Origin of the sequence: Campylobacter concisus (assembly GCF_002913545.1) — a bacterium.
In the GTDB taxonomy this organism is placed as follows: Bacteria; Campylobacterota; Campylobacteria; order Campylobacterales; family Campylobacteraceae; genus Campylobacter_A; species Campylobacter_A concisus_AV.
On sequence record NZ_PPBR01000061.1, the window covers coordinates 46045 to 68693 of the forward strand.

16 protein-coding genes and 1 tRNA gene are annotated in these 22649 nt (G+C 39.6%); 11 read left to right on the forward strand and 6 right to left on the reverse strand.

Annotated elements, in window-relative coordinates; all coding sequences use genetic code 11:
• Positions 1-47: 47 nt before the first annotated feature.
• Positions 48-5171 carry an alpha-2-macroglobulin family protein gene (locus tag CYP05_RS03960; RefSeq protein WP_103642052.1) on the reverse strand — a complete coding sequence of 1708 codons (5124 nt, stop codon included), beginning with the start codon at positions 5169-5171 and terminating at the stop codon, positions 48-50.
• A 1-nt stretch (position 5172) separates the two neighbouring features.
• Positions 5173-7341, reverse strand: a complete 2169-nt coding sequence (gene pbpC, locus CYP05_RS03965; RefSeq protein WP_103642053.1) for a penicillin-binding protein 1C — start codon at positions 7339-7341, stop codon at positions 5173-5175.
• Positions 7342-7406: 65 nt separating this feature from the next.
• Between pbpC and CYP05_RS03970 the strand changes: the two genes are divergently transcribed.
• From CYP05_RS03970 to CYP05_RS03990, 5 genes are read left to right on the forward strand one after another with little or no spacing between them, the layout of a single operon-like run.
• Positions 7407-9440, forward strand: a complete 2034-nt coding sequence (locus CYP05_RS03970; protein ID WP_103605671.1) for an ATP-dependent helicase — start codon at positions 7407-7409, stop codon at positions 9438-9440.
• Between the two features lie 53 nt (positions 9441-9493).
• Positions 9494-10690 carry an efflux RND transporter periplasmic adaptor subunit gene (locus CYP05_RS03975; protein ID WP_103642054.1) on the forward strand — a complete coding sequence of 399 codons (1197 nt, stop codon included), beginning with the start codon at positions 9494-9496 and terminating at the stop codon, positions 10688-10690.
• On the forward strand, positions 10691-12619 hold the full coding sequence (locus CYP05_RS03980) for a MacB family efflux pump subunit (protein ID WP_103642055.1): 1929 nt from the start codon (positions 10691-10693) through the stop codon (positions 12617-12619).
• Position 12620: 1 nt separating this feature from the next.
• Positions 12621-13967, forward strand: a complete 1347-nt coding sequence (locus tag CYP05_RS03985) for a TolC family protein (protein ID WP_103642056.1) — start codon at positions 12621-12623, stop codon at positions 13965-13967.
• 4 nt (positions 13968-13971) lie between these two features.
• Positions 13972-14463 carry a flagellar protein gene (locus CYP05_RS03990; RefSeq protein WP_103642057.1) on the forward strand — a complete coding sequence of 164 codons (492 nt, stop codon included), beginning with the start codon at positions 13972-13974 and terminating at the stop codon, positions 14461-14463.
• A 1053-nt stretch (positions 14464-15516) separates the two neighbouring features.
• Here the strand turns inward: CYP05_RS03990 and CYP05_RS03995 are convergent.
• Genes CYP05_RS03995 through CYP05_RS04010 form a run of 4 tightly spaced genes read right to left on the reverse strand, consistent with a single transcriptional unit; the run spans position 15517 to position 18067 of the window.
• Positions 15517-16032, reverse strand: coding sequence for a SixA phosphatase family protein (locus CYP05_RS03995; RefSeq protein WP_103642058.1), 516 nt, complete (start codon positions 16030-16032; stop codon positions 15517-15519).
• Entirely contained in the window at positions 16029-16841 is an 813-nt protein-coding gene (locus CYP05_RS04000; protein ID WP_103642059.1) for a ferritin-like domain-containing protein, read from the reverse strand. Before CYP05_RS04000 ends, CYP05_RS03995 begins: the two co-directional genes overlap by 4 nt.
• Positions 16828-17403: a rhomboid family intramembrane serine protease gene (locus CYP05_RS04005; protein ID WP_103642060.1), complete on the reverse strand. Its 576-nt coding sequence runs from the start codon at positions 17401-17403 to the stop codon at positions 16828-16830. Before CYP05_RS04005 ends, CYP05_RS04000 begins: the two co-directional genes overlap by 14 nt.
• Positions 17387-18067: an NlpC/P60 family protein gene (locus tag CYP05_RS04010; RefSeq protein ID WP_103581087.1), complete on the reverse strand. Its 681-nt coding sequence runs from the start codon at positions 18065-18067 to the stop codon at positions 17387-17389. The genes CYP05_RS04005 and CYP05_RS04010 overlap by 17 nt, the downstream gene beginning before the upstream one ends.
• 138 nt (positions 18068-18205) lie before the next feature.
• On the opposite strand from CYP05_RS04010, the gene murA reads away from it, so the two are divergent.
• From murA to coaD, 6 genes are all read left to right on the forward strand, one after another.
• Positions 18206-19474, forward strand: a complete 1269-nt coding sequence (murA, locus tag CYP05_RS04015) for a UDP-N-acetylglucosamine 1-carboxyvinyltransferase (RefSeq protein ID WP_103642061.1) — start codon at positions 18206-18208, stop codon at positions 19472-19474.
• Between the two features lie 2 nt (positions 19475-19476).
• Positions 19477-20637 carry a molybdopterin molybdotransferase MoeA gene (locus CYP05_RS04020; protein ID WP_103642062.1) on the forward strand — a complete coding sequence of 387 codons (1161 nt, stop codon included), beginning with the start codon at positions 19477-19479 and terminating at the stop codon, positions 20635-20637.
• 50 nt (positions 20638-20687) lie between these two features.
• Positions 20688-20762 (forward strand) — tRNA-Gly (locus tag CYP05_RS04025).
• Positions 20763-20827: 65 nt separating this feature from the next.
• Positions 20828-21634 carry a flagellar basal body P-ring formation chaperone FlgA gene (gene flgA, locus CYP05_RS04030; protein ID WP_103642063.1) on the forward strand — a complete coding sequence of 269 codons (807 nt, stop codon included), beginning with the start codon at positions 20828-20830 and terminating at the stop codon, positions 21632-21634.
• Positions 21631-22182 carry a UbiX family flavin prenyltransferase gene (locus tag CYP05_RS04035; RefSeq protein ID WP_103642064.1) on the forward strand — a complete coding sequence of 184 codons (552 nt, stop codon included), beginning with the start codon at positions 21631-21633 and terminating at the stop codon, positions 22180-22182. Before flgA ends, CYP05_RS04035 begins: the two co-directional genes overlap by 4 nt.
• A complete protein-coding gene (coaD, locus tag CYP05_RS04040) occupies positions 22179-22649 on the forward strand; it encodes a pantetheine-phosphate adenylyltransferase (protein ID WP_103642065.1) in 471 nt (156 codons plus the stop codon). Before CYP05_RS04035 ends, coaD begins: the two co-directional genes overlap by 4 nt.

Consider the following 22649-nt stretch of genomic DNA (forward strand, 5'->3'; position numbering starts at 1 on the left):
GGGAAATATGGGCTTGGGGCGGTTAAACGCCCCAAAGTTTATATGGCTTATTTGACAGTAAAGCTTCGCTGAGCTAGGTCGTAGTCGTTTTGTCTTTCGTTGTACATATTTTCAGTTGTGACTGCACCAAGCGAGCATTTGCCATCAAGTCTTACTCTATAAGGTGTGTAAAGCACGGCATCTTTTTCATCACCACTTAGCGTGTAAAAGCTTAGCACGCGGTCATCTTTTATGCTTTTATACTCAACTTGCAAGCTGTTTTTTAAGCTCTTTGTAAAGTTGCTTAAATTTTCATTTATCGGCTCAAAGCAGCTGCTTACTATCTCGTTTATAACGCCGTTTCTAACCATTGTTTTTGAGTTTATCACTACTTTTGAGTAGATGACGTCATTTACTTTTAGGCTGTCAAGACCTAGCTCTTTGCCTTTTTCATCGACAAATGTGCGGTAGATGTCAAGCTCTTTTGGCTCTATCTTATGCCTAATATCAAGTGGCACGTAAGCGTAGCTTAAGATAGTCGCATAAAGCTTATTTGAGCCTAATGGAGTGATGCTAAATTCGCCATTTTTTGTCGTAAATGAGGTGCTTAAAAGGCCGTCAAATTCTTTACTTTCGCCGTTGTAGCTAAGCTTAAATTTATTATTTTTCTCGCCACTATCTTTGCCAAAGTAGGCGTTTAGCGCTCTAAGCGCAAAAGCACGCTCTTGCGTTGAGCTTAGCTCATTTAAATTTACTATCAAGAAATTTGCAAGGTCGTCTGAGTAGTCGTTTTTCTCAAAGTATTTTGCGTGCAAGTATAAGATAAAGGCGTTATCTCTTACTTTTGAGCTAAAATCAGATGCATTTTCTTCGCTTGATTTAGCATTTTTGATATCTTTTAGTGCGACCTTTGCCTCGTCATTTAGGCCGTTTAGCTTTAAAGCCGCTGCCATTAGGTATTTACTTAGTGCTGTTTTATTGTAGGCTTTGTCGTCATAAATTTTATTTAAAACCGATCTATCAGCCATATTTGCACGTGAGCTTACATAAAGTGCGTAAAGCGCCTCAAGGTCGTTGTTTGCGTATTTTAAGAGCGAATTTAGAGCATTTTGTTTGACACCTTTACTTACATCATATCCAGCCTCTTCAAGGTCAAGAAGCACGTCTGTTGCAAAGATGCTTGCAAATGCATTTGTCTCGCCTAGATCGCTCCAGTAGCCAAAACTGCCGTCTGGCTTTTGCATCTTAGTTAGCTCATCTATGCCGCTTGCGATAAATCTCTTTTGATCGCTTTTTTCAAGCTCATCTTTTGGTTTTAAATTTAAAAGTGCAAGCAGTCTTGAGCTTCTTTGCTCCGCACATCCGTAAGGATACTCTACTAAATTTTTAGAAGCTGCTAAAAGCACGCTTGAGACCGAGCTTGAGGCATCAACGCTCACATCGTGATAGCCTTTTGGTAGTGAAATTTTGCTCTCTTTGTCAAAGACGCTGCTCTTTGCGTAGGTGCTGATCGTATAAGGGCTAACGACGTCAAGTAAATTTTGAAGCGTTTTTGAGCCATTTTTGTCGCTTATTGTGACATTGTATTCGCCAGCACCTGTTTCAAGGGCTGAAATTTTAAGCACAAATGCCTTGTTTTCAAACGGCTTTAGGTTGGCATTTTCTTGCGTTTTGATGTTTAAATTTTTACTTGTTGCGATGTTTATAGTAAGGTTTTTGTCCGTATTTGTCGTATTTATAAGCCTTAAGTTCGCGCTTAATTCATCGCCTTTTAAAAGATAGATCAAGGCGCTTGGCTTAATGATCACATCATCTTTTACTTTTATCTCGCTATTTACGGCGTTCATCGCAGTTGCGTCATTTGCCACAGCATCTACTCTAATGGCGCCGTTAAAGCCATTTGGCGTTTTAAAATCGTATGAAATTTCGCCTTTGTCGTCTGCTTGAAGGCTCACTAAATTTGCATAAGTTTTTACATTTTTGCTATCAACTGGGCTTGCATGCTTTGCCATTTTTGCCGCCACAGCCATCGCTGCAGCATCACCGCCAAAGCTTAGCGTTTTGCCCTCCACCTTGTAGTTTGTGAGCATATTATAAATGTCGTAGTCAAAGACGCCATCAGGTAAAATTTTGTCAAAAAACTTAAGCGGATCGGCTGGTTTTTGCGAAGTGATATCAAGCACGCCAACATCTGTGATAAACAAATTCAGATAAGCTTTTGGCTTTGTTTTTAGTGAAATTTTGATATTTTCATCGCTTTTTGCGCTTTTTGGCGCTTCTAAGCTAAGCTCTATCTTTCTTGAAGATTTATCGCCATTTGCATAGACCTTGCCGTAGGTTCTAAACGGAGTTAGTCCAGCGTCAGTCATGCGGTAGATATTTGCACTCACGTAAAGGCCATTAAAGTCAAAGTCAAGTTTAAATTTAACGTTTGCTGAGTTGTTTTTGATCTTGACTACTTTATAGGCTTTGACGCCAGCGTCTTCAAGCGTGACAAGTGCGATGCCTTCTTTTATGGCTGAGCTTATGTCTGCGCTTAGTTCGTCGCCTTTTTTATAGACACTTTTGTTTAGCTTTATCTGAGACTTGCTAAACTCTTTTGTAGGCGCTAGAGTTGAGTAGTTGTAGCCGCTTACATCGATGTCTAGGCTCGTGCTCGCGCCACTTACTAAATTTGTAGCAGTGATGACGTATGAGCCACTTTGCGTAAATTTATAGCTAAACTCGCCACTATTTTTATAAAAACTATCCACATCTTCAAGTGTTTGGATCCATTTTATATAGCCGTTTGCATCCCTTTGATACTGCCATGAGACACGTTTTACATCAAATTTCAAATTTGATTTCACTGCCTTTTGGCTTGGCATATCAACAACGACTGTTCTTATCTTTACATCTTCGTTTGGCTCAGCAAATGTCGTGCTAGCAGCGATACCGACCATATCCTTGTAAGGATAGAGCGTAAAGCTTTTTGCGTCACTTACATTTTTGCCATCGTCATTTACATTGAAATTTATGACACCTTTTATTATTGATGGTGCGTTTTTGGTGTTAAAGCTAAGATCTATCATCTGGCTTGATTTGCCATCTTTTGAAAGAGTTAGATCATTTTCTATGCTTGGATAAGCAGCCGCTTTTAGGGTGTCATTTTTAAATTTATACTCTTTAAATTCGCTATTTTTATACTCATCATCAAAGAAGCTAACCTGCATACTGCCAGCTAGGTCGCTAGCTGCTCCGCCAAAGAGATAGCTGCTTGTCAAATTTACCTTTACTAGTTCATTTGAAAAGAATTTATCTGCGTCTATGGCTATGTCATTTTTTATCTTGTTTGGCACGAAGCTCTCGACATAAAATGGCACGCTTGCTATCACCTTGCTAGCGTAGATTATTTGCATGTTAAATCTACCGCTTAGATCGCTTAAAATTTCTTTTTCGAAATTTATCATGCCGACATCATTTGTATTTTGCGTGATCTGGGCGCTACTTTTGCCTTGTGGATCGATAAATTTGATCTTAACTGGCATATTTTTAAGCGGGTTAAAGTCCCTATCTCTTAGATAAATTGCTCCCTTTAAGCTCTCGTTTGGTCTTATAATATTTGAGGCAAAATGCGTGTAAGCATCGATGCTCTCGCTTGGATTTTGGCTGATGAGCTTTGCCTCATTTAGCGCTTCGCCATCTTTTATGATAAGAAAATTTTGCTCCTTGCCAAGTGAGACGACGATCGATGAGATCTCTTTGTAGATATCTTTTTTGTTAAATTTAAAGACGCCGACGTCATTTGTAGCGCCAACTGCGATCTCTTCGTTTCTTTTGCCATAAATTTTTACATTTGCGTTTGGTAGCATTGTGTTTTCGCCAAGGCGGTTTGCAAAGACGAAAATTTCATCCTTGCCAAGCTTTGCATTTATGGCGATATCGCTTAGATAGACGACCTTTGAGACGCTCTTATCTTTGCCGTAGTTTAAGCTTATCTTATAAACGCCATCTCCTGCTCCTGCAAAGTCAAGCTTGATCTTGTTTAGTGAAATTTCGTTTAATGCACCCTCTAGCTTGTAGCTTTTGCTTGCTACTTTTGAGCTAAAATTGCTTAGATCTTCGCTATTGTCGTTGAAATTTAAAAAGTATCTAAAATTTTGATCGCTTAACTTTTCAACGCTTACATTTAGCTCAGGTAAATTTGCACTTCTAATGCCGATCTCGCCCACGCTTGAGATGTAAGGCTCTTCGTTTGTGAAATTTGCAAATGGAGTGAAGTTGCTAGCGACCACCTCGTAGGTTTTGGCCTCTCTTACGACATTTCTGTCATCTCCAAAGCCCGGTTTTATCGTGATCTCATAGCTATTTTGTGGCTTAAACTCATCGCTTGTGATATCGATGTAATAATCATACCCCTCAAGCTCAGAATTTGGCGCGCTATTTTCATCGTCATTTTTATATGCCACGTCGCTTATACCAAAGCTTTTTACGCCTTTTATCTTTATAAATTTCTTTAGATTATTATCATCGCTTAGCCACTCTTTTAGATAAATTCTAAAAGCTAAGATGCCGTTATCAAGGCTTGTCGGATAAATTTTAGCTATCTCAAAGCTCTTTGCCTCAGCGTTTATGCTTGCGCTCTCATCGCTTGCTTGCTCACTAAATTTCACCACGCCATCACCTGCTAGCTTAGCGCCAAATTTACTTTCAAAATTTTCTCCAAACTCAAAAGTAGGCTCACTTATATTTTTATCAAGATCAAGCTCAAAGCTGTTTTGAGAGAGCTGAAGGGCGTTAAAACTAGCACCTTTTACAGCTATTTTTTTCACAAGCTCGTCACTAACTTCGTCATTAAATTTAAGGATAAATTTGCTATCAGAGAGCTTTTCTATCTTCTCAAGCGCAAATTCTTTCGTCTCAAAGCTAGCGCTGCTGCCATTTTCTAACTTACAGCTGTATTCAGCACCTGCGTGCATATCTTTTGTAAAGAGCGTAAGGCTTTGAGCATTAAATTTTACCGTGCCACTTAGCGCTGGCTGGCATGAGATGAGCTTTTTCTCGCTTAGCGTGCCTATGAGATTTTTGCTAACATCATCTTCTAGTCCAAATTCCACGCTTAAAGGCGACTTTACCTCGGCGGTGCCATCTAGGCTTAAAGCATATAAATTTACTGCTCCTAAAAGTGCTAGAAGTAGCGCTTTTTGCTGCATTTTATCTCCTTAGTTTTATTGTTATTTCACTTTGATTTGAGTTTTGATCAAGGCATTTTAAAGTGTGCTCGCCAAGAGCTAGATCTAGCCTTTTTTCGCTCGCGTTTTCTATCTTAGAAAAGTTCAAATCATCCACTTTCAGGTAAATTTCATCACCTAAAAACGCGTAGCATTTTAGCACAATTTGTGTTACATTTTCATCTGTCACGATCTCTTCGCCGTTATATGGATAGGCAAAAACCGGCTTTTTGTCTTTAAAGACTTCAGCGCAAGGGCTATTTTTGACCTCGTCTTTGTCTAAAAAGCCATTTTTTATCAAAAACTCAAGCTCCTCGCCTCTTAAACTCTCGCACTTATCTTGCAGCTTAACTCCAACTATCCTATCATCAAGCGCCGTTTTTTTGCACGTTTCATAGCTAAAAGCATCAAGGCAGGTTGGCACTTTCTCAATGCCCTCTGGCTCGCTCATAAAGCTTAAATTTCTTTTTTGAGCGATAAGCTTAAACATATCAAAAACGATCTTTGAGACATCATTTAGCCCAGTTAGTTTGTCGGTTTTTTCGGCGTTAAAGTTGCCCACCCAGACGGCTATTGTGTAGTCCTCATCAACTCCTATGGCGTAAAGATCGCGTGAGTTTGCACTTGTGCCTGTTTTAAAGGCGATCTTTGGCGTATTTTGCGCATATTGCCAAGCATTTTTTAGATATGACCTTGAGGCCTCGCTCATCATTTTAGCAGTTAGATAGGCGCTTTGAGGCGAGATGAGGGTTATGTTTTTATCTTCATTTTTGTAGCTTTTACCCGCAAACTCAAGCGGCCTATAAACCCCGCCATTTGCGTATATCGTATAAAGATGCGCAAGATCAATCAGGCTCATCTCAGCGCTGCCTAAAACTATCGAAGAGCCGTAAAATTCCTTGTTTTCATCAACTAAATTTACCTTTTCAAGCAGCTCATAAAGCGAGTTGTCTTTTAGCTTTAAGTCTAAATTTATAACTGGGATATTGAGGCTAAAATTTAGAGCGTCCTTTGCGCTTACAAGCCCCAAAAAGTCGTTACTAAAGTTCTTTGGCACATATTCATTCAGATAAATTTGCGTATCTATTAGTTGTGAATTTGGCGTGATAAGCCCGCTATCAAGGGCTAGCGAGTAGATAAAAGGCTTTAGCGTGCTGCCGGTGTTTCGCTTCATATTTAGGGCTGAGTTTTTGCCGTCGCGTGCGCGCTCATCGTGAGAGCCTATAAATGCAACAACGCTCATTTTTTTATTATCGATAACCACGGCTGCTGCGTTGTTTGCGTTTTTAGCCTTTAGCGAAAACATCGCATCTTTTAAAATTTTAAGCATATCTTTTTGTAAATTTAGATCCAAGTTCGCCTTTGAAATTTGGTTTTTAAAAGCGACATTTGCGTAGTCGCTAGCATTTACGACGGCTCTTATCCTTACATTTTTAAATGGCTCAGCTTGTGCTCTTTTAAAGGCGCTAAGATCGATTAAATTTGCCTTATAAAGCATCTTTATGACCCTGTTTTTTAGGGCATTTATGTTTGAGACGCGGTCAAGTCTATTTTTATTTGGATTTTTAGGGATCGTGCTTAAAAGTGCAGCCTGAGCGTAGCTAAGCTCGTTTAGCTCCTTGCCAAAGTAAAAGAAACTTGCCGCCTTTGCACCCTCGATATTGCCGCCATATGGAGCTAAATTTAGGTATAAATTTAAAATTTCATCCTTGCTAAAGTGAAGCTCGAGCTGAAATGCTCTAAAAATTTCTTTTATCTTATTTTTATAGCTTCTATCACTTGGCTCAAGCATTCTTGCTACTTGCATCGTAATAGTGCTAGCTCCTATGCGGTTGTCGCTTCTTAGGTTGTGAAAAAATGCTCTAAAAATGGAGGCAAAATTTACGCCAAAATGGTAGTAAAAGTACCTATCTTCAAAGAGAATGACGCATTGTTTTAGCGAGTTTGGAAAACTTTGCTCGTGAAATCTCCAAATTCCGTCGCTACTAAGCTTCATATTTATGATCTCGCCATTTTTATCAAGCAAAATTTTGGCTTCGTCTTTTTTAAGCGCATCTAAATTTAGTGGATAAATTTGATCAAGTATCAAAAAAATAGCGACCACTAAAGCCAAAAATAGGGCAGGGAATTTTAAAAATTTAAACTTTTTCATCGGCGTGATTATAGCTGTTAAAGTTTAAGTAGCTATAATTAGCCCTTTTTAAAAAAGAGGAAACAATGCCCTTATCTAGGTTAAACAAAGAACAATATACCGCCGCAACTGCGCCATTTGGACACAATCTCATCATCGCTTCAGCTGGCACTGGCAAGACTAGCACGATTGTCGCTCGCATCGCACATCTTTTAAATTTAGGCGTAAAGCCAGAGAAAATTTTGCTTCTAACTTTCACCAACAAAGCAGCCAGCGAGATGATAGAGCGCTTAAATAGGTATTTTGACAAACAAATCACCTCCAAAATCACCGCAGGCACCTTTCACTCGGTCTCATTTTCGCTTTTAAAAAGCCTTGATAAAGGCGTCACGCTAAAGCAGCCAAGCGAGCTAAAGACGCTTTTAAAAAGTCTTGTTGAGAGGCGTAAATTTTACCATTTAAGCGACGTCAAGCCTTACGGCGGGGCATATCTATACGACCTTTACTCACTATTTCAAAACAGCGAACAAGGCACAACTTTTGGCAAATGGATAAGTGATAAGAGTGAAGAGCAGGGCGTTTATGCTGAAATTTATGAAGATGTTTTAGAGGAGTTTGAGGCTGAAAAGGCTAAATTTTCTTACGCTGATTTTAACGACCTTCTTATCAAAATGCGCGATGAGCTAAAAAAAGGAGCAAATTTAGCTTATGATGAAATTTTGATCGATGAGTATCAAGATACAAACACTCTTCAAGGCAGTCTCATAGACGCATTTAAGACAAAGAGCCTCTTTTGCGTGGGCGATTTTGACCAGAGCATCTACGCATTTAACGGCGCAAATATCGAGATCATTGGCTCATTTAAAGATCGCTTCCCAAACGCAAATATCTACGCTTTAAATGTAAATTACCGCTCAAGCTCGAGCATACTTGCCCTTGCAAATAAGGTCATAAACAACAATCCAAGGCTTTATGAAAAGCACCTCACAGTTAGCCGCGAGGGAAATTTCAAGCCTCCAAGGCTGCTCGTCTATAACGAGCTTTTTGATCAGTATCAAAATATCGCCGATATCATCTCGCTCTCGCCATTTAATAGAGAAAATATCGCCATAATTTTTAGAAATAACTCCTCAGCTGATGGCATCGAAGTCGCGCTAAAAGAGCGAGGCATCGGCTCAAAGCGAAAGGGCGGGGTGAGCTTTTTTGAGAGCCGTGAGATCAAGGCACTCATCGATATCATGGGAATTTATGTCAATCCAAAAGATATAATGGCATTTATCCACATCTGCGAATACGCAAAGGGCGTTGGCAGCGCAGTTAGCAAGGAAATTTTTGATGCACTTCTTAAGCTTGGGCATGGAAATTTGATAAAAGGGATAGTTGAGCCAGACGAGAGCGTAAATATCTCATCAAACAAAAGGCGAAACTACCAGCTAGGCCTTTTTGACGACCTTGACGAATTTGCCGAGGTTTCAAGGTTTTCTAAGCTTGGCTTTAGCGATAAATTTCTAGGCCACCCTGTGCTAAAACTACAAAAGCTAAGCGAGAGTGGGGCGCAGTTTTTATATGAAATTTACAACTTTTTAAGAGGCATGAGAAATATCTCAAAGCCAGCCACGATGATAAATGAGATAAAAACTAGCAAAATTTACTCGTTAATCGTCGAAAACATCAGCACAAAAAGGGCAACTTTAAAAAATGGCAACGTCGATCTCGCGCTAAAAGAAGAGGTCAAAGAGCGCATAATGGCAAAGAGTGTGGTGCTAAGCGAGCTAGCTAAAAAGTATCAAGATATCAGTAAATTTTACAACTTCTTAGCCCTTGGAAGCAACGAGATGAGCGAAGGGCAGGGCGTTAGCTTGCTTAGCGTGCATGCGAGCAAGGGGCTTGAGTTTGACCAAGTTTTCATAGTAGATCTCGCGCAAAACCGCTTTCCAAATTTAAAGCTAATGAGCATGGGCGGCAGCCTAGAAGAGGAGAGACGGCTCTTTTACGTCGCGGTCACAAGGGCAAAAGACGAGCTTTATCTAAGCTACGCAAAATACGACAAGATAAAGAAGGTGACCTATCAGCCAAGCAGGTTTTTGATAGAGGCTGGCATGGCAAAAGAGGAAGCTTAAAGAGTATTTACTCTTGTGAAGTAGAATTTACCAATTTTTTACAAAGAGAAGCGATGAAAAAAACTAAAATTTTAATAATCCTGCTTATTTTAGGCGTCGGTGGATATTTTATCTACGATAATTTTTTTAAGGTAAAAGACGAAAAGGTGGAGTTTATCACCAAAAAGGCAAAGAAGGGCTCATTTAGCAAAAAGGTCGATGCGACTGGAGAAATTTTCGCCACCGAGCTAATCGACGTGGGAGCTCAGGTGAGCGGCCAGATAAAAAAGCTCTATGTTAAGCTTGGAGATCAGGTAAAAAAAGGCGATATGATCGCAAGTATCGATAGCTCGACCCAGCAAAATAGCATAGACAATAAAGAAGCACAGCTTGCCATCTACAAAGCCCAGCTTGAAAGCGCAAAAGTAGCTCTAAATATCGCTAAAACGCAGTTTGATAGAGAAAATGCACTTTTTGCCAAAAACGCCACTTCAAAGCAAGAATTTGAAAGCGCAAAAAACACTTTTAGCGCAAACAGCGCCAAGATAAAGGAGCTTGAAGCGCAGATCAAGCAGACAAATATCGAGCTAAGCACTGCTAAGATAAATTTAGGCTATACAAAGATCACCGCACCAAGGGACGGCACCGTAGTAAGCGTGCAAGTTGAGGAGGGTCAGACTGTAAATGCCAACCAAACTACGCCAACTATCGTAAATATCGCTGATCTTAGTCATGTAAAGATGAAGATGCAAATAGCAGAAGGCGACATCACCAAGATAAAAGTCGGCACGCCAGTTGAATACTCGATCCTCTCTGAGCCAACAAAGAAATTTCAAACGACTGTTAGCTCGATCGACCCAGGGCTCACCACACTAAGTGATGGCAGCTACGGCTCAAGTAGTAGCAGTAAGTCTTCATACTCAAGTAGCTCTAGCAGCAGCTCGGCGGTCTATTACTACGCGCAAAGCATCGTTGATAACAAAGATGGAATTTTAAGGATAGGCATGACCACGCAAAATGAGCTTTTAATAGCAAATGTTGAGGACGCCATCATCGTGCCAAGCATCGGCATCAAAAAAGATGAAAACGGCACTTTTGTCTATGTGCTAAAAGATGGCAAGCCAGTAAAAACAGCGGTCAAAACTGGCATAAAAGACAATCTCGATACGCAGATCATCAGCGGTATAAACGAGGGCGATGAGATCATCACATCTCAAGGCTCATCAAGCGAGATCGCTAAGATGATCGCAAAAGAACATAAGAAGTTTTAAGTGATAAGCCTAAAAAACATCACTAAAAGCTTTAAGCTAGGTGACAATGAGATAGAGATCTTGCATGGCATAAATTTAGAGATAAAAAAGGGCGAGTTTATAGCCATCATCGGTCAGTCTGGCTCTGGCAAATCAACCCTGATGAACATCCTTGGCTGCTTAGATAGCCCAAGTGGTGGGCAGTATCTGCTAGATGGCAAAGATATATCAAAATTTGATAGCGACTCGCTTGCTAAACTTAGGCGAGATAAATTTGGCTTTATCTTTCAAAGATATAACCTGCTTAGCACGATGAACGCCCTTGAAAACGTAGCGCTACCAAGCATCTACGCAGGTGCCAACAAGAGCGAGCGAGAGAAAAGAGCTAATGAGCTTCTTGGCTCACTTGGACTTAGCGAAAAAGCGAAAAATTTACCAAATAAACTTTCAGGCGGACAACAGCAAAGGGTCTCCATAGCAAGGGCGCTGATGAATGGCGGCGAGATCATTTTAGCAGACGAGCCAACTGGCGCGCTTGATAGCAAAAGTGGGCTTAGGGTGATGGAAATTTTAGTTGATCTTTACAAAAAAGGCCACACCATCATCATCGTCACGCACGACCCAAAGATCGCAGAGTATGCGAGTAGGGTGATCGAGATAAAAGATGGCAACATCGTAAGTGACAATGTCAAAAATAGCAAAATTTATGAAGCCACAAAGCAAACTCAGCCAGAAAAGAGCAAATTTACCTACTATAAAGACCAGCTAATTGAGAGCTTTAAAATGTCGGTAAATGCGATGCTAGCGCACAAACTAAGATCGCTTTTAACGATGCTTGGCATTATTATCGGCATCACCGCGGTTATTAGCGTCGTTGCCCTTGGAAAAGGCTCGCAGGAGCAAATTTTAGCTGGTATCAGAAAGATCGGCACAAACACGATCGACATCATGCCAGGTAAAGGCTTTGGCGATATGCTCTCAGGCAAGGTCAAAACGCTCTCCATAAGCGATGCAAACATGCTTGCCAAGCAGTCCTTTCTAGACTCTGTCACGCCAAATACAAGCACTTCAGGCGTGCTAACTTATGAAAATATCTCGTTAAGTGCGAGCTTAAAAGGCGGTGGAGTAGGGAGCTTTGATGTAAATGGGCTAAAGCTAGAAGAGGGCAGAATTTACGATGATGACGAGGTTTTAAACTCCGCTTCAGTCGCACTAATCGATCAAAACACTAAAAATAGAATCTTTAAAAATGATGATCCTATCGGCAAGATCATACTTTTTAACAAAAAGCCACTTCGCATTATCGGCGTTTTGCAAAAGGATGATTTTAAGATGGGCGATTCAAGCACACTTAAAATTTACGCTCCATACACGACCGTGCTAAACAAGGTTACAGGGAATAAATTTATAAGCTCGGTCACCGCCAAAGTAAATGAGGGCGTCAATGCGCAAATCGCCGAAAAAACACTAACCGAGCTTTTAGAGATCAAGCACGGCAAAAAGGACTTTTTTACAAGAAACTCAGACAGCATCAAGCAAACGATCGAAGAGACCATCTCGACCATGCGCCTTCTCATCTCAAGCATCGCCGTCGTCTCGCTCGTAGTTGGAGGCATAGGCGTCATGAACATCATGCTAGTCTCAGTCACCGAGCGCACCAAAGAGATAGGCATAAAAATGGCGATCGGAGCCAGACAGAGTAACATTTTGCAGCAGTTTTTGATAGAGGCGGTGCTACTTTGTTTAATTGGCGGAGCTATCGGCATAGCCTTTTCTTACGCGATCGGCTACATATTTAATAACTTTTTAGATGGCTTTAGCATGATCTTTTCAAATGGCTCGATCGTACTTGCACTTGTTACGTCGATGGCTATTGGCATCATCTTTGGCTACATGCCTGCCAAAAATGCCTCAAAACTAAACCCAATAGATGCGCTTTCAAGGGAGTAATATGAAATTTCTTAGCCTAGCTTTAGTGCTCGTTTTAAGCGGCTGCGCTGTTAAAAATATAGATGAAAATTACAAGCAAATTTTACTTGAAGATAACGCTAGCAGGGAGCTAAATTTAAATACTTCTTGGTGGAAAGAGTATCATCAAAGCTACCTTGATGAGCTTGTAGAACTTGCGCTTAAAAACAATACCGACCTTACAAAAGCAGCAATAAATGTAAATAAAGCACTCGCTCAAGCTGGTATTTTGGAGGCAAATCTTATTCCAAACTTTAACGCTGGTTTCGAGGCTGGAAGTAGTAAAAATATAAAAGAGGGTGGTGCTTCTAGTAGAAATTTTAGCTCAAATATAGGGCTTAGCTACGAGCTTGATCTTTGGCAAAAGCTAGCAAATAGCAAAGACGCAGCGATGTTTGAGACAAAAGCAACTAAATTTGATCTGGAAGCTAGCAAACTAAGCGTGATAAACTCCGTAACAGACGCCTATTTTCAAATTTTATATCTAAATGAGAGCATTAAAACTTATGAGCAAATTTTAGAAATTTATAACAAGCTAAATGAGATAGTTGGGCTTAAATTTAAGCTTGGCAAAGAGGAAGCGTTAAGCCTAAAACAGATAAACTCACAGCTTTTAAGCACTCAAAATAAGATAGAAAGCGCCAAAAAAGAGCTTGTGACAGCTAAAAAAACTCTTAGAATTTTACTAAATGAGAGGCCAGAATTTGAGCTTAAATTTGAAGGCCTCATGCTAAGTCCCGTTAAAAGAGTGGGCGTTGATCTTGAAGTGCCAACAAGCGCCATAGCAAACCGCCCTGATCTAAAAGCGGCCATTTACCGCATAGAGGAGGGCATCTTAAACTACAAAGCGAGCCAAAAAGAGTTTTATCCAAGTATCACGCTAGGAGCCAGCCTCAAAAGCAGCACCGACAAAAAAGAGGAAGCCTTTAGCCTTAAATTTCTAAATGGCAACATCGCTTTGAATTTACCATTTTTAAACTACCACAAGCTAAAGTCAAATTTAAAAGTTAGCGAGGCAAATTTCGAGCTTGCAAAACTAAACTACATAAGCACTCTAAATAGCGCGTTAAACGAGATAGACGCTTTTTACAAAGGCTATTTATCCGACGAAGCACTACTTGCAAACTACCAAGAGCAGATAAAAAACTACGAGGAAATTTCAAAAATTTACGAGCTAAAATACTCCTACGGCAAGGTTGAGCTAAAGCAGTTTTTAGAGGCTAAAAATAGCGAGCTAGAGGCTAAAATAGGGCTACTAAAAGCAAAATACACGCTTTTACAAGACGAGCTAAATATCTACAAAGCCATGGCAGGCAAATTTAATAGGTAAATTTATGAGCTCAGCTTGGGACTACGAGGCAAATGCGTGTAGCAGTGATGGCAAATTTAGCGCCAAATTTGAAGGCTGTGAGGTCGCTATGGGCGCTCCAACCCTTGGCGAGCTAAGGCTTTTTATAAATAGCAAGCACTGTCTAAATTTAAAAAATGAGCCTTCAAACCACACAAAAAGACTATCAAATTTGGATCAAAATTTAGCTAAATATGGCAGCGCCGATCAAATTTTACTTAGCGAGAGAGCAACGGCTTGTTTTTTGTTTTCAGAGGACTCTAAATTTTTAGCTTTTTCTGAATGGACGACAGATAAAATGCAGATTGTAAAAATACTTCGCCTAGCTGATATGAGCATAAAAACCGCTGGAAAGCCAAAAAGAGTAGTGGAATTTCTCTCATTTGATGATGGCTTGCTTGAAATTTTAGACTCGCCGATCTTTATGCCTAAAAACTACACACTGGATATCCGCACACTTTTTGACGATAAAATTTAATTAGGCTTTTAGCTTTAAAAAATAGCTTTCAGGCGTGTTTTTATAGTAAATTTAACTACTAGCTCTTAAATTTATCACGCAAGATCGCTCAACTTTAAAATTTTACGTAAATTTTGGTTTTATAGTTGCTTTTGATAGCAAATTTAACCCATTGCTTCAAAATTTAACGCACAAGATCACTATTTGGCACTTAATAACAGATATCACGCATTTATTCTATTTTATACTGCTCTTAAAATTTACATGCATAAGATTGTTTTGCCAGCTTTTAGAAAGACAAAAAACTTGGGATTAAATTTATATCCAAAAACGCGCCAGCTTGAGCGAGCGCTTTATTTACATTTATCGCCGCTTTTGCAAGGTCGGTGCTCTGCGTTTAAAAGCAAGAACCACAAACTCCAAAGATAGCTCTCGCTTACATTTTCAAAATAGGGTAGATCAAATTTTAAGTTATCTATAAGATAAATATAAATTTCACAATTTTTGAAAAGTGTAAAATTTAACTAATTTTCTTACAAATATTTTTACGCCAAATTTAATGGATAAATTTAAATCACACAAAAGATAAAATGCAAAAACTAGCCAAATCTAGCCATTTAAAACATTTAAAAGAGCAGAATAAAGATTTTAAAATATCAATTTGAAAATTACAGTTTTCAATACAAAATATATAAAATACCTTGCATTTTACCTTTTGTCATATTTTGGTATTGCAATTATGGTTGATTTTAAATCTATTTTTATACTTGGCGATTTGGACTTTGATTTAAAAGTTTTTTAGCGAGGTAAATCAAAAAACTAGAAAGAGCTAATTTTGCTATTAAAAACAATTACAAAACCAAAATTTGCTTTTACGAGTGTATGTTGAATGGATGTTGTTGTGCGCTTAAATTTATTAAATTCGTTATACAAATACACCTAAAAGCTATTTTAAAACCAAAATGCATTAATTAAAAATTTATTATCAAAAAAGTGTGCGGATATCTTAGTGTGTAGTTTTTAGACATAAAAAGCAATACAAAACAAAAACAATTTTTATACTTTTTTTAAGAATTATCTTTGATGTTTCTTAGGGTGGTCAAAAAATAAAGCTTTTGCACTGCCCTCTTTTAGCTCTTTAAATTCAGATAGCTCTTTAAATTCAGACTCAAACTCAATGCAAAAAATGCCTGAAGTTGGGATATTATCGATTGATGAGTCGCTTAGATATTCGCAAATTTCAGTTATGCTTGGATTGTGCGTGATGATGAAAATTTCATCTAAATTTTTGTCTAAATTTCTTACAAATTCCAACAGATCTTCAAAACTTATGTCATAAAGCTCGTCTTTTATCTCTATGGATTTTTCTTTAAATTTTAAAGTTTTAGCGATGATTTTTGCTGTTTGCTCGCATCTTTTGGCACTGCTTGAAAAGATAGCTCCTGGCATCACATCATACATTTTTAGCCTGCTAGCCATAAATTTAGCATCCTCTTTGCCTTTTGGGCTAAGCTCTCTTGAGGCGTCTTTTGCGCCGTCTTTGTTCTCATCAACTGCTTTTGCGTGCCTTATGAAGTAAATTTTGCTCATGATCTCTCCTTTGAGAAATTCTTTATCCAGCTAAGCTCTTCCTCGCTAAAACCTGCCTTTAAGCGGTCTTTTTCGTTGATCTCTCTAATGCTTTTAAATGAATTTGGATATAAATTTAATATGATATCAAAGTAGCTTTTTTCATCGACGCCCTCTTTTTTGCAGGCAAATTTAAACCATTTATCGCCCTTATAAACGTGAGAGACCTCCTCTTTTAAGATGACTTTTAGACACTCAATGAGCTCCTCGTTACCGCCCTCACCCTCTAGCCTTTTTATGATGTGAGCGTTTGCGTCAAGGCCGTTTGCCTCCATATATCTTGGTAGTAGCGCCATGCGGCTAGTAAGCCTATCTGAAGTCTTTTGAAGTGCGATAAAAAGGCCATCATGCACGCTTAGCTCGCCGTATCTGCCGCCCTGCTTTAAAAGCAAATTTTCTATCATACAAAAGTGCCTGATCTCATCCTCAGCCACCTCCAGCCAGTCCTCGTAAAACTCCCTTGGCAGCCCTCTAAATCTATAACAAGCATCAAGCGCGATATCAATGGCGCTAAATTCGATGTGAGCGACTGAGTGGATGAAATTTAGGTTTTTATCTTTTGGCTTTACCTTTTTGTTTAGCTCTTTCATACTAACAACGTCGCAAAATTTAGCGTAACATGGGGTAGTTAGCTCATTTGGCGCAGAAATTTCATCAAAACAAATATCCAAATTTGATCTAAATTTCTCGTAAAATAGCTCAAATTTTAAAAATTTAAGCTCCACGTCGCCTTCATTTAAAATGTCCCAGATCTCATCAAAAAATCTCATCTGCTCTCTTTAAGTAAAATTTAGCGTACAAACAGCCGACAGTCCAGCCTATAAAGTGCGCATACCATGCGACATTTATGCCCATAAGTAGCGGCAAAAAACTCATAGCGACAACAATGGCAAAGTAGCCAAACCACGTCTTTTTGTCTGAGTAAAGTAACGAGGTCGCCAGCATGCCAAAGAGCATACACAAAGCGCCGCTTGCACCGACTAAATTTATAAATTTCTCATTTTCAAATGCAAAATATATATAAATAAAGCTTAAAATTTGCGTCAAAACGCCGCCAACGATATAAAAAATGATAAATTTTTTCGTGCCAAGATATAGTTCGCTCATCGTACCAACTTGATATAAAAAGAGCATATTCATAAGCAAGTGACCTGCGCCTGCGTGCATAAAGATAGATGTGAGTGGCTCAAATATATAGAGTTTTTCTAAAAAATAGATGTTTAAGCCAAGCGCGAGCCATAACTCACGCGAATGCAAAAAGGTGAGACTAAAAAATGCAGCTAAATTTAAAAGGATAAGCGCAAATGTAGCTGGGCTACTTAGCTTTACCATATCCAGCAAATCTGTTTGCCGCTAGGCAGCTGGCGTTTGAGCACCTTACAACGTAGCTATTTATCTCTTTGTCGCCCTTTAGATGCGTGTTTTTTTGTTTTAAATTCATATAGCTGTGAATGATCTTGCCGCCAGAGTTGTGGATAAATTTGACCGTCTCATCTGGAAGTATGGCTGTCACGATGCCGACGTGAGTGACGTTTTTCTTGTCTTTATTTTTTTGTATGCCTTTGCCAAGGGTGTTTGAAAAGAAGATAAGATCGCCTTTTTTTGGATTTTTATGAGTGATCAAATTTTGGCTTTCATAGAAGTTGTAGATGGCTTTTGACTTTCTGCCACCCTTGCTGTAGTAGTTATTGATGGTTTTTTCATCAAAATACATGTTTTTATATTTTGCATTTACGATAGAGACGAAGCCTGAGCAGTCGCCCCCTGCTCTAGTATTTAAGTATTTTTTAAAAAATGAACCAAATTCTTTATCAGCCCTGCCGTCATCTTCGTCTAAAAGCTCACTTGAAGTTTGTCTGCTAAAGTCTTCGTTTGTAGAGGCGGTTTGATTATAGTCATTTTGTGGGATTTTAGGCTCATTTGAGGTAAAAGAACAACCTGTAAAAAGTGCAACGCATAGTGCAAAAAATATTCTTTTATTTATTAAACTTAACATATTTTTATCCAAAATAATTAATTTTCGTAATTTTAACTCTTAAATGTAAATAAAGCGAAAATAGCGCCATGTTTTCTTTACTCTAAGTTTAAAAACAATATAATCGGCAAAAAATATATTTTCTTAAGGCAAAAAATAATGATGCACTATCTAAAAATAGAAGGCAATGCCAAATTAAGCGGCGAAGTAAAGATCAGCGGAGCCAAAAATGCCGCCCTACCTATCATCGCCCTAACCCTACTTGCTAAAAATAAGATAAATTTAACAAATATCCCAAATGTCGCTGACATAAAGACGCTTTGCCAGTTGCTTGTTAATCTTGGAGCAAAGTGCGAATTTAAAGATGAAAACTCACTAAGTATCGATACTAGCAGTGTAAATTCGACCACGGCAAACTACGATATCGTTAGAAAGATGCGCGCTTCTATCTTGACGCTTGGTCCGCTTTTAGCGCGCTTTGGACACTGCGAAGTGAGCCTTCCTGGAGGCTGTGCGATCGGACAAAGACCTATTGATCTACACCTAAGCGCACTTGAGAAAATGGGCGCAAATATCGAGATAAAGCAAGGCTACGTCGTCGCAACCGCGCCAAATGGACTAAAAGGCGCAAAGATCGTTTTTGATAAGATCACTGTAACTGGCAGCGAAAACATCATCATGGCAGCAGCGCTAGCGCATGGCACGACAGAGCTTTTCAATGTCGCGCTTGAGCCTGAAGTGGTGCAAATTTGTGAAATTTTAGCAAGAAGTGGTGTTAAGATCGAAGGCATCGGCACGAGCGAGCTAAAGATCACTGGTAGTGGTCAAAAACTACTTGAAATTTGCGATATCGAAGTCATCCCTGATAGGATCGAAGCTGGCACATACCTTTGCGCTGGAGCTATCACAAATAGCAAAATTTCAGTCACAAGAGCAAATGCTGCGCACATGACAGCCATTTTAAATAAATTTGAAGAGATGGGCTTTGGCATCGAAATAGACGGCGATAAGATCACGATTTTACCGACAAATGAGATAAAACCGATCGAGATAAGAACGACTGAGTATCCAGGCTTTCCAACCGATATGCAGGCTCAGTTTATGGCGCTTTGTCTTGCGGCAAATGGCGTTAGCACGATAGATGAGAGACTTTTTGAAAACCGCTTTATGCACGTTAGTGAGCTAGCTAGAATGGGCGCTGATATCCGATTAAATGGTCACATCGCAAGCGTTTATGCTCCTGCAAATTTAAATGCAGCTGATGTCATGGCGACTGACCTTAGAGCAAGCTCAGCGCTGATACTAGCCGCTCTCATCGCAAATGGCGAGAGCTTGGTGCATAGAATTTACCACCTTGATAGAGGTTATGAGAGGCTGGAGGAGAAATTTAAAAGCCTTGGGGCAAAAATAGTTAGGCTTGAGGAGTAAAAATGCTAGTAAATGACGCACTTGAAGCTTTAAAAGCTAAATTTAAACCAAAAAATGAGAGCGAAATTTTACCCATCAGCGAGGCTCTTGGCAAAACCTTGGTAAATGACGTGATAGCGGTCAAAGACCTGCCCTGCTTTGACAACTCAGCACTTGATGGATTTGCTGTTAAATTTGATGAAAAAGATGAGCCTTATAAGATCATCGCAAGTGCCTTTGCAGGCGATAAAGAGCAGCTAGCTATCGGCAAAAACGAGTGCGTGAAGATAATGACTGGTGCAAAGATGCCAAAGGGCGCTGACACGGTCATGAGGCTTGAAGATTGCGTGGTTGAAGGAGAGTTTGTAAAAGCGCCAGCTAAGCTTAAAAAGGGTGATGCTTACCGCTTTAAAGGCGAAGAGACAAAAGTTGGTGAGATTTTGCTAAAAAGTGGCGAAATTTTAAACACAAGAAGCGTGATGATGCTAGCAGCTCAGGGCATAAGCTTTATAGATGTGAAAAAGCAGTCTAGTGTTGGAATTTACTCAAGCGGAAATGAGATCATCGAGCCTTGGCAAAGAGCTAGCGAGGATGAAATTTACAATGCAAACGCACTTGGCATCACCGCACTTTTAAGCTCAATCGGTCAAAAAAGCTCATATCTTGGCATTATAAAAGATGAGTTAAATGCCGTAAAACAGGCATTTTTAAACGCTGCAAACTACGACATCGTTATCTGCTCTGGTGGAGCGAGCGCTGGAGAGGCTGACTTTATGAAGATAGCCCTAAGTGAGCTTGGATACAACGAAATTTTCTCGCACCTTGACATAAGACCTGGCAGACCTTGCAAGGCTTATGAAAAAGATGGCAGGCTTGTTTTTATCTTGCCTGGCAACCCTATGGCTGCTTATCTTTGCACGATGATGCTTGTTTTGCCACTTCTAAAAAGCGAGTGCTTTGTGACGCAAAAAGCTATAAATAGCGAAAATTTAAAGGTAAAATCAGGCAGAGCAAATGCGGTTTTTGGAAATGTAGCTGATGGCAAATTTATAGCAACTGACGGCGGAAAATATGGCTCAGGCATGATAAATCATATATTAAAGAGTGATTTTGTGTTGATAACTAGCCCTGATCAAGGTGAAATTTTACAAAATAGTGAAATTTCACTTATAAAACTTCCATAATCCTTGACAAATGAAAAACAATCTGATAAAATGCGGACTTCATTTTGATTGCGGGAATAGCTCAGGGGTAGAGCACAACCTTGCCAAGGTTGGGGTCGCGAGTTCGAATCTCGTTTCCCGCTCCATCTTTTTTATACTCATTTTTTTATTTTCCACAAAACTTTTTGCAAATGAAGTCAGCATCTATCCGATGTATTGCGTCGTAAATGATCAAATTTCTCTTAGCACTTTTGGCTTTGAAGGCGAAGACAATGAAATTTTAAACCTAGAGGGCAAAAGAGCTGCCAAGATAGATAGTAAAAAACTCTATGAAATTCTAACAGCAAATTTTAAAACATATAATGACAAAAGCGGCGGTAACGTTGCTTTTGTGAAAAACTGCTCTATCATGGATGAAATTCAGATGCAGTTTCTAAGAGAGATCAGCAACGAGTACCCAGGCATCAGCGTGAGCGATCTTAGCATCAGTCCGCAAAACAAACTCCCTGCAAATTTCAAGGATCTAGTCTTTAAAAATATCTTTCTAAATGATCAAAATAGCCAAAAAGGCGTTTTTAGAGCCTCATTTGAGGACGTTGATCTAAGCTTAAAGAGCCTTTACTTTAAATTTAGTTTTAACGCCAAAATGCCAGTTTTTATCGCTATGAATTCAATGAATACAAACCACATTTTAAGCTTGCTTGACTACCAACCAACGATGATCGAGTTTAGCAAATGGCCGCGTGACGCACTCTTTGGACTTAGCGCCTCAACTCTTGTCACAAAAGTGCAGATAAGAAGCGGAGAAATTTTAACCAAACGTCAGTTTAACGCCATAAGCTTAGTCAAAAAAGGTCAAATGCTAAATGCAGTTTTAAGCGAAGGTGGTGTCAAGATAATCGCCGAAGTAAAGGCGCTTGAGGATGGAAATTTAGGCGATATGATAAAGATAAGAACAAGAGAAAATAAAATTTTACAGGCCACGGTTTCAGGCAAAGATGAGGCGGTTATCAGATGAAAAAGGTAGTTTTTGCAGCCACTGGAGCAAGCGGGGCTGGGCTTTTTCTAAAGCTAGTAAATGCCGCTAAAGATAGTTGCGAAGCGCATGTTATAGTTAGTAAAAATGCTATGAAGGTCTTAGAAGCTGAAGAAAATTTGAAGCTAAATTTAGATGAGCTTGGTGTGAAAATTTATGATGATCAAGACCTTAGCGCAGGTCCTGCTTCTGGCTCGTTTGGCGTTGAAGCAATGATAATAGCGCCCTGCTCTACCAACACGCTGGCAAAGGTTGCAAACGGCATAAGCGACACACTCATCACAAGAGCTGCAAGTGTCGCGCTAAAAGAGAGGCAAACCTTAGTTTTGGGCGTTAGAGAGATGCCATTTTCTGCGATCGCACTCTCTCAGATGCAGCTACTCTCATCTCTTGGAGCTACCATCTCTCCGCCAGTTTTAGGCTACTACGCAGACATAAAGAGCCTTCATGATATGGAAAATTTTATCATTGGCAAGTGGCTTGATGCCTTAAAAATCGAAAATAATCTTTACAAAAGGTGGCAAATTTGAAAAAATCTTGCATCTATCCAGGGACATTTGACCCCATCACAAACGGCCATTTAGACGTCATCATAAGAGCTACGAAAATTTTTGACAAGGTAATCGTTGCAGTTGCTAAAAGTGACAGCAAACAGCCGATGTTTGCACATGAAAAGCGCATAGAGATGGCAAAAGAGGCAGTTTGCGAGCTAAAAAACGTAAGTGTTCTTGGCTTTGATAACTTGCTGGTTGATTTTGCTAAGTTTCACGGCATAAACACCGTCATCAGAGGGCTTCGCGCGGTTAGTGACTTCGAGTATGAGTTACAAATAGGCTATGCAAACGCCGCACTTTGGGACGAATTTGAGACGGTTTATCTTATGCCAAGCTTAAACAACGCCTTCATCTCAAGCTCGATCGTCCGCTCAGTCTTGCGCCACGACGGCGACGTGAGCAACCTAGTGCCAGCAAAAATTCTTAAAAATTTAAAGGCGTAA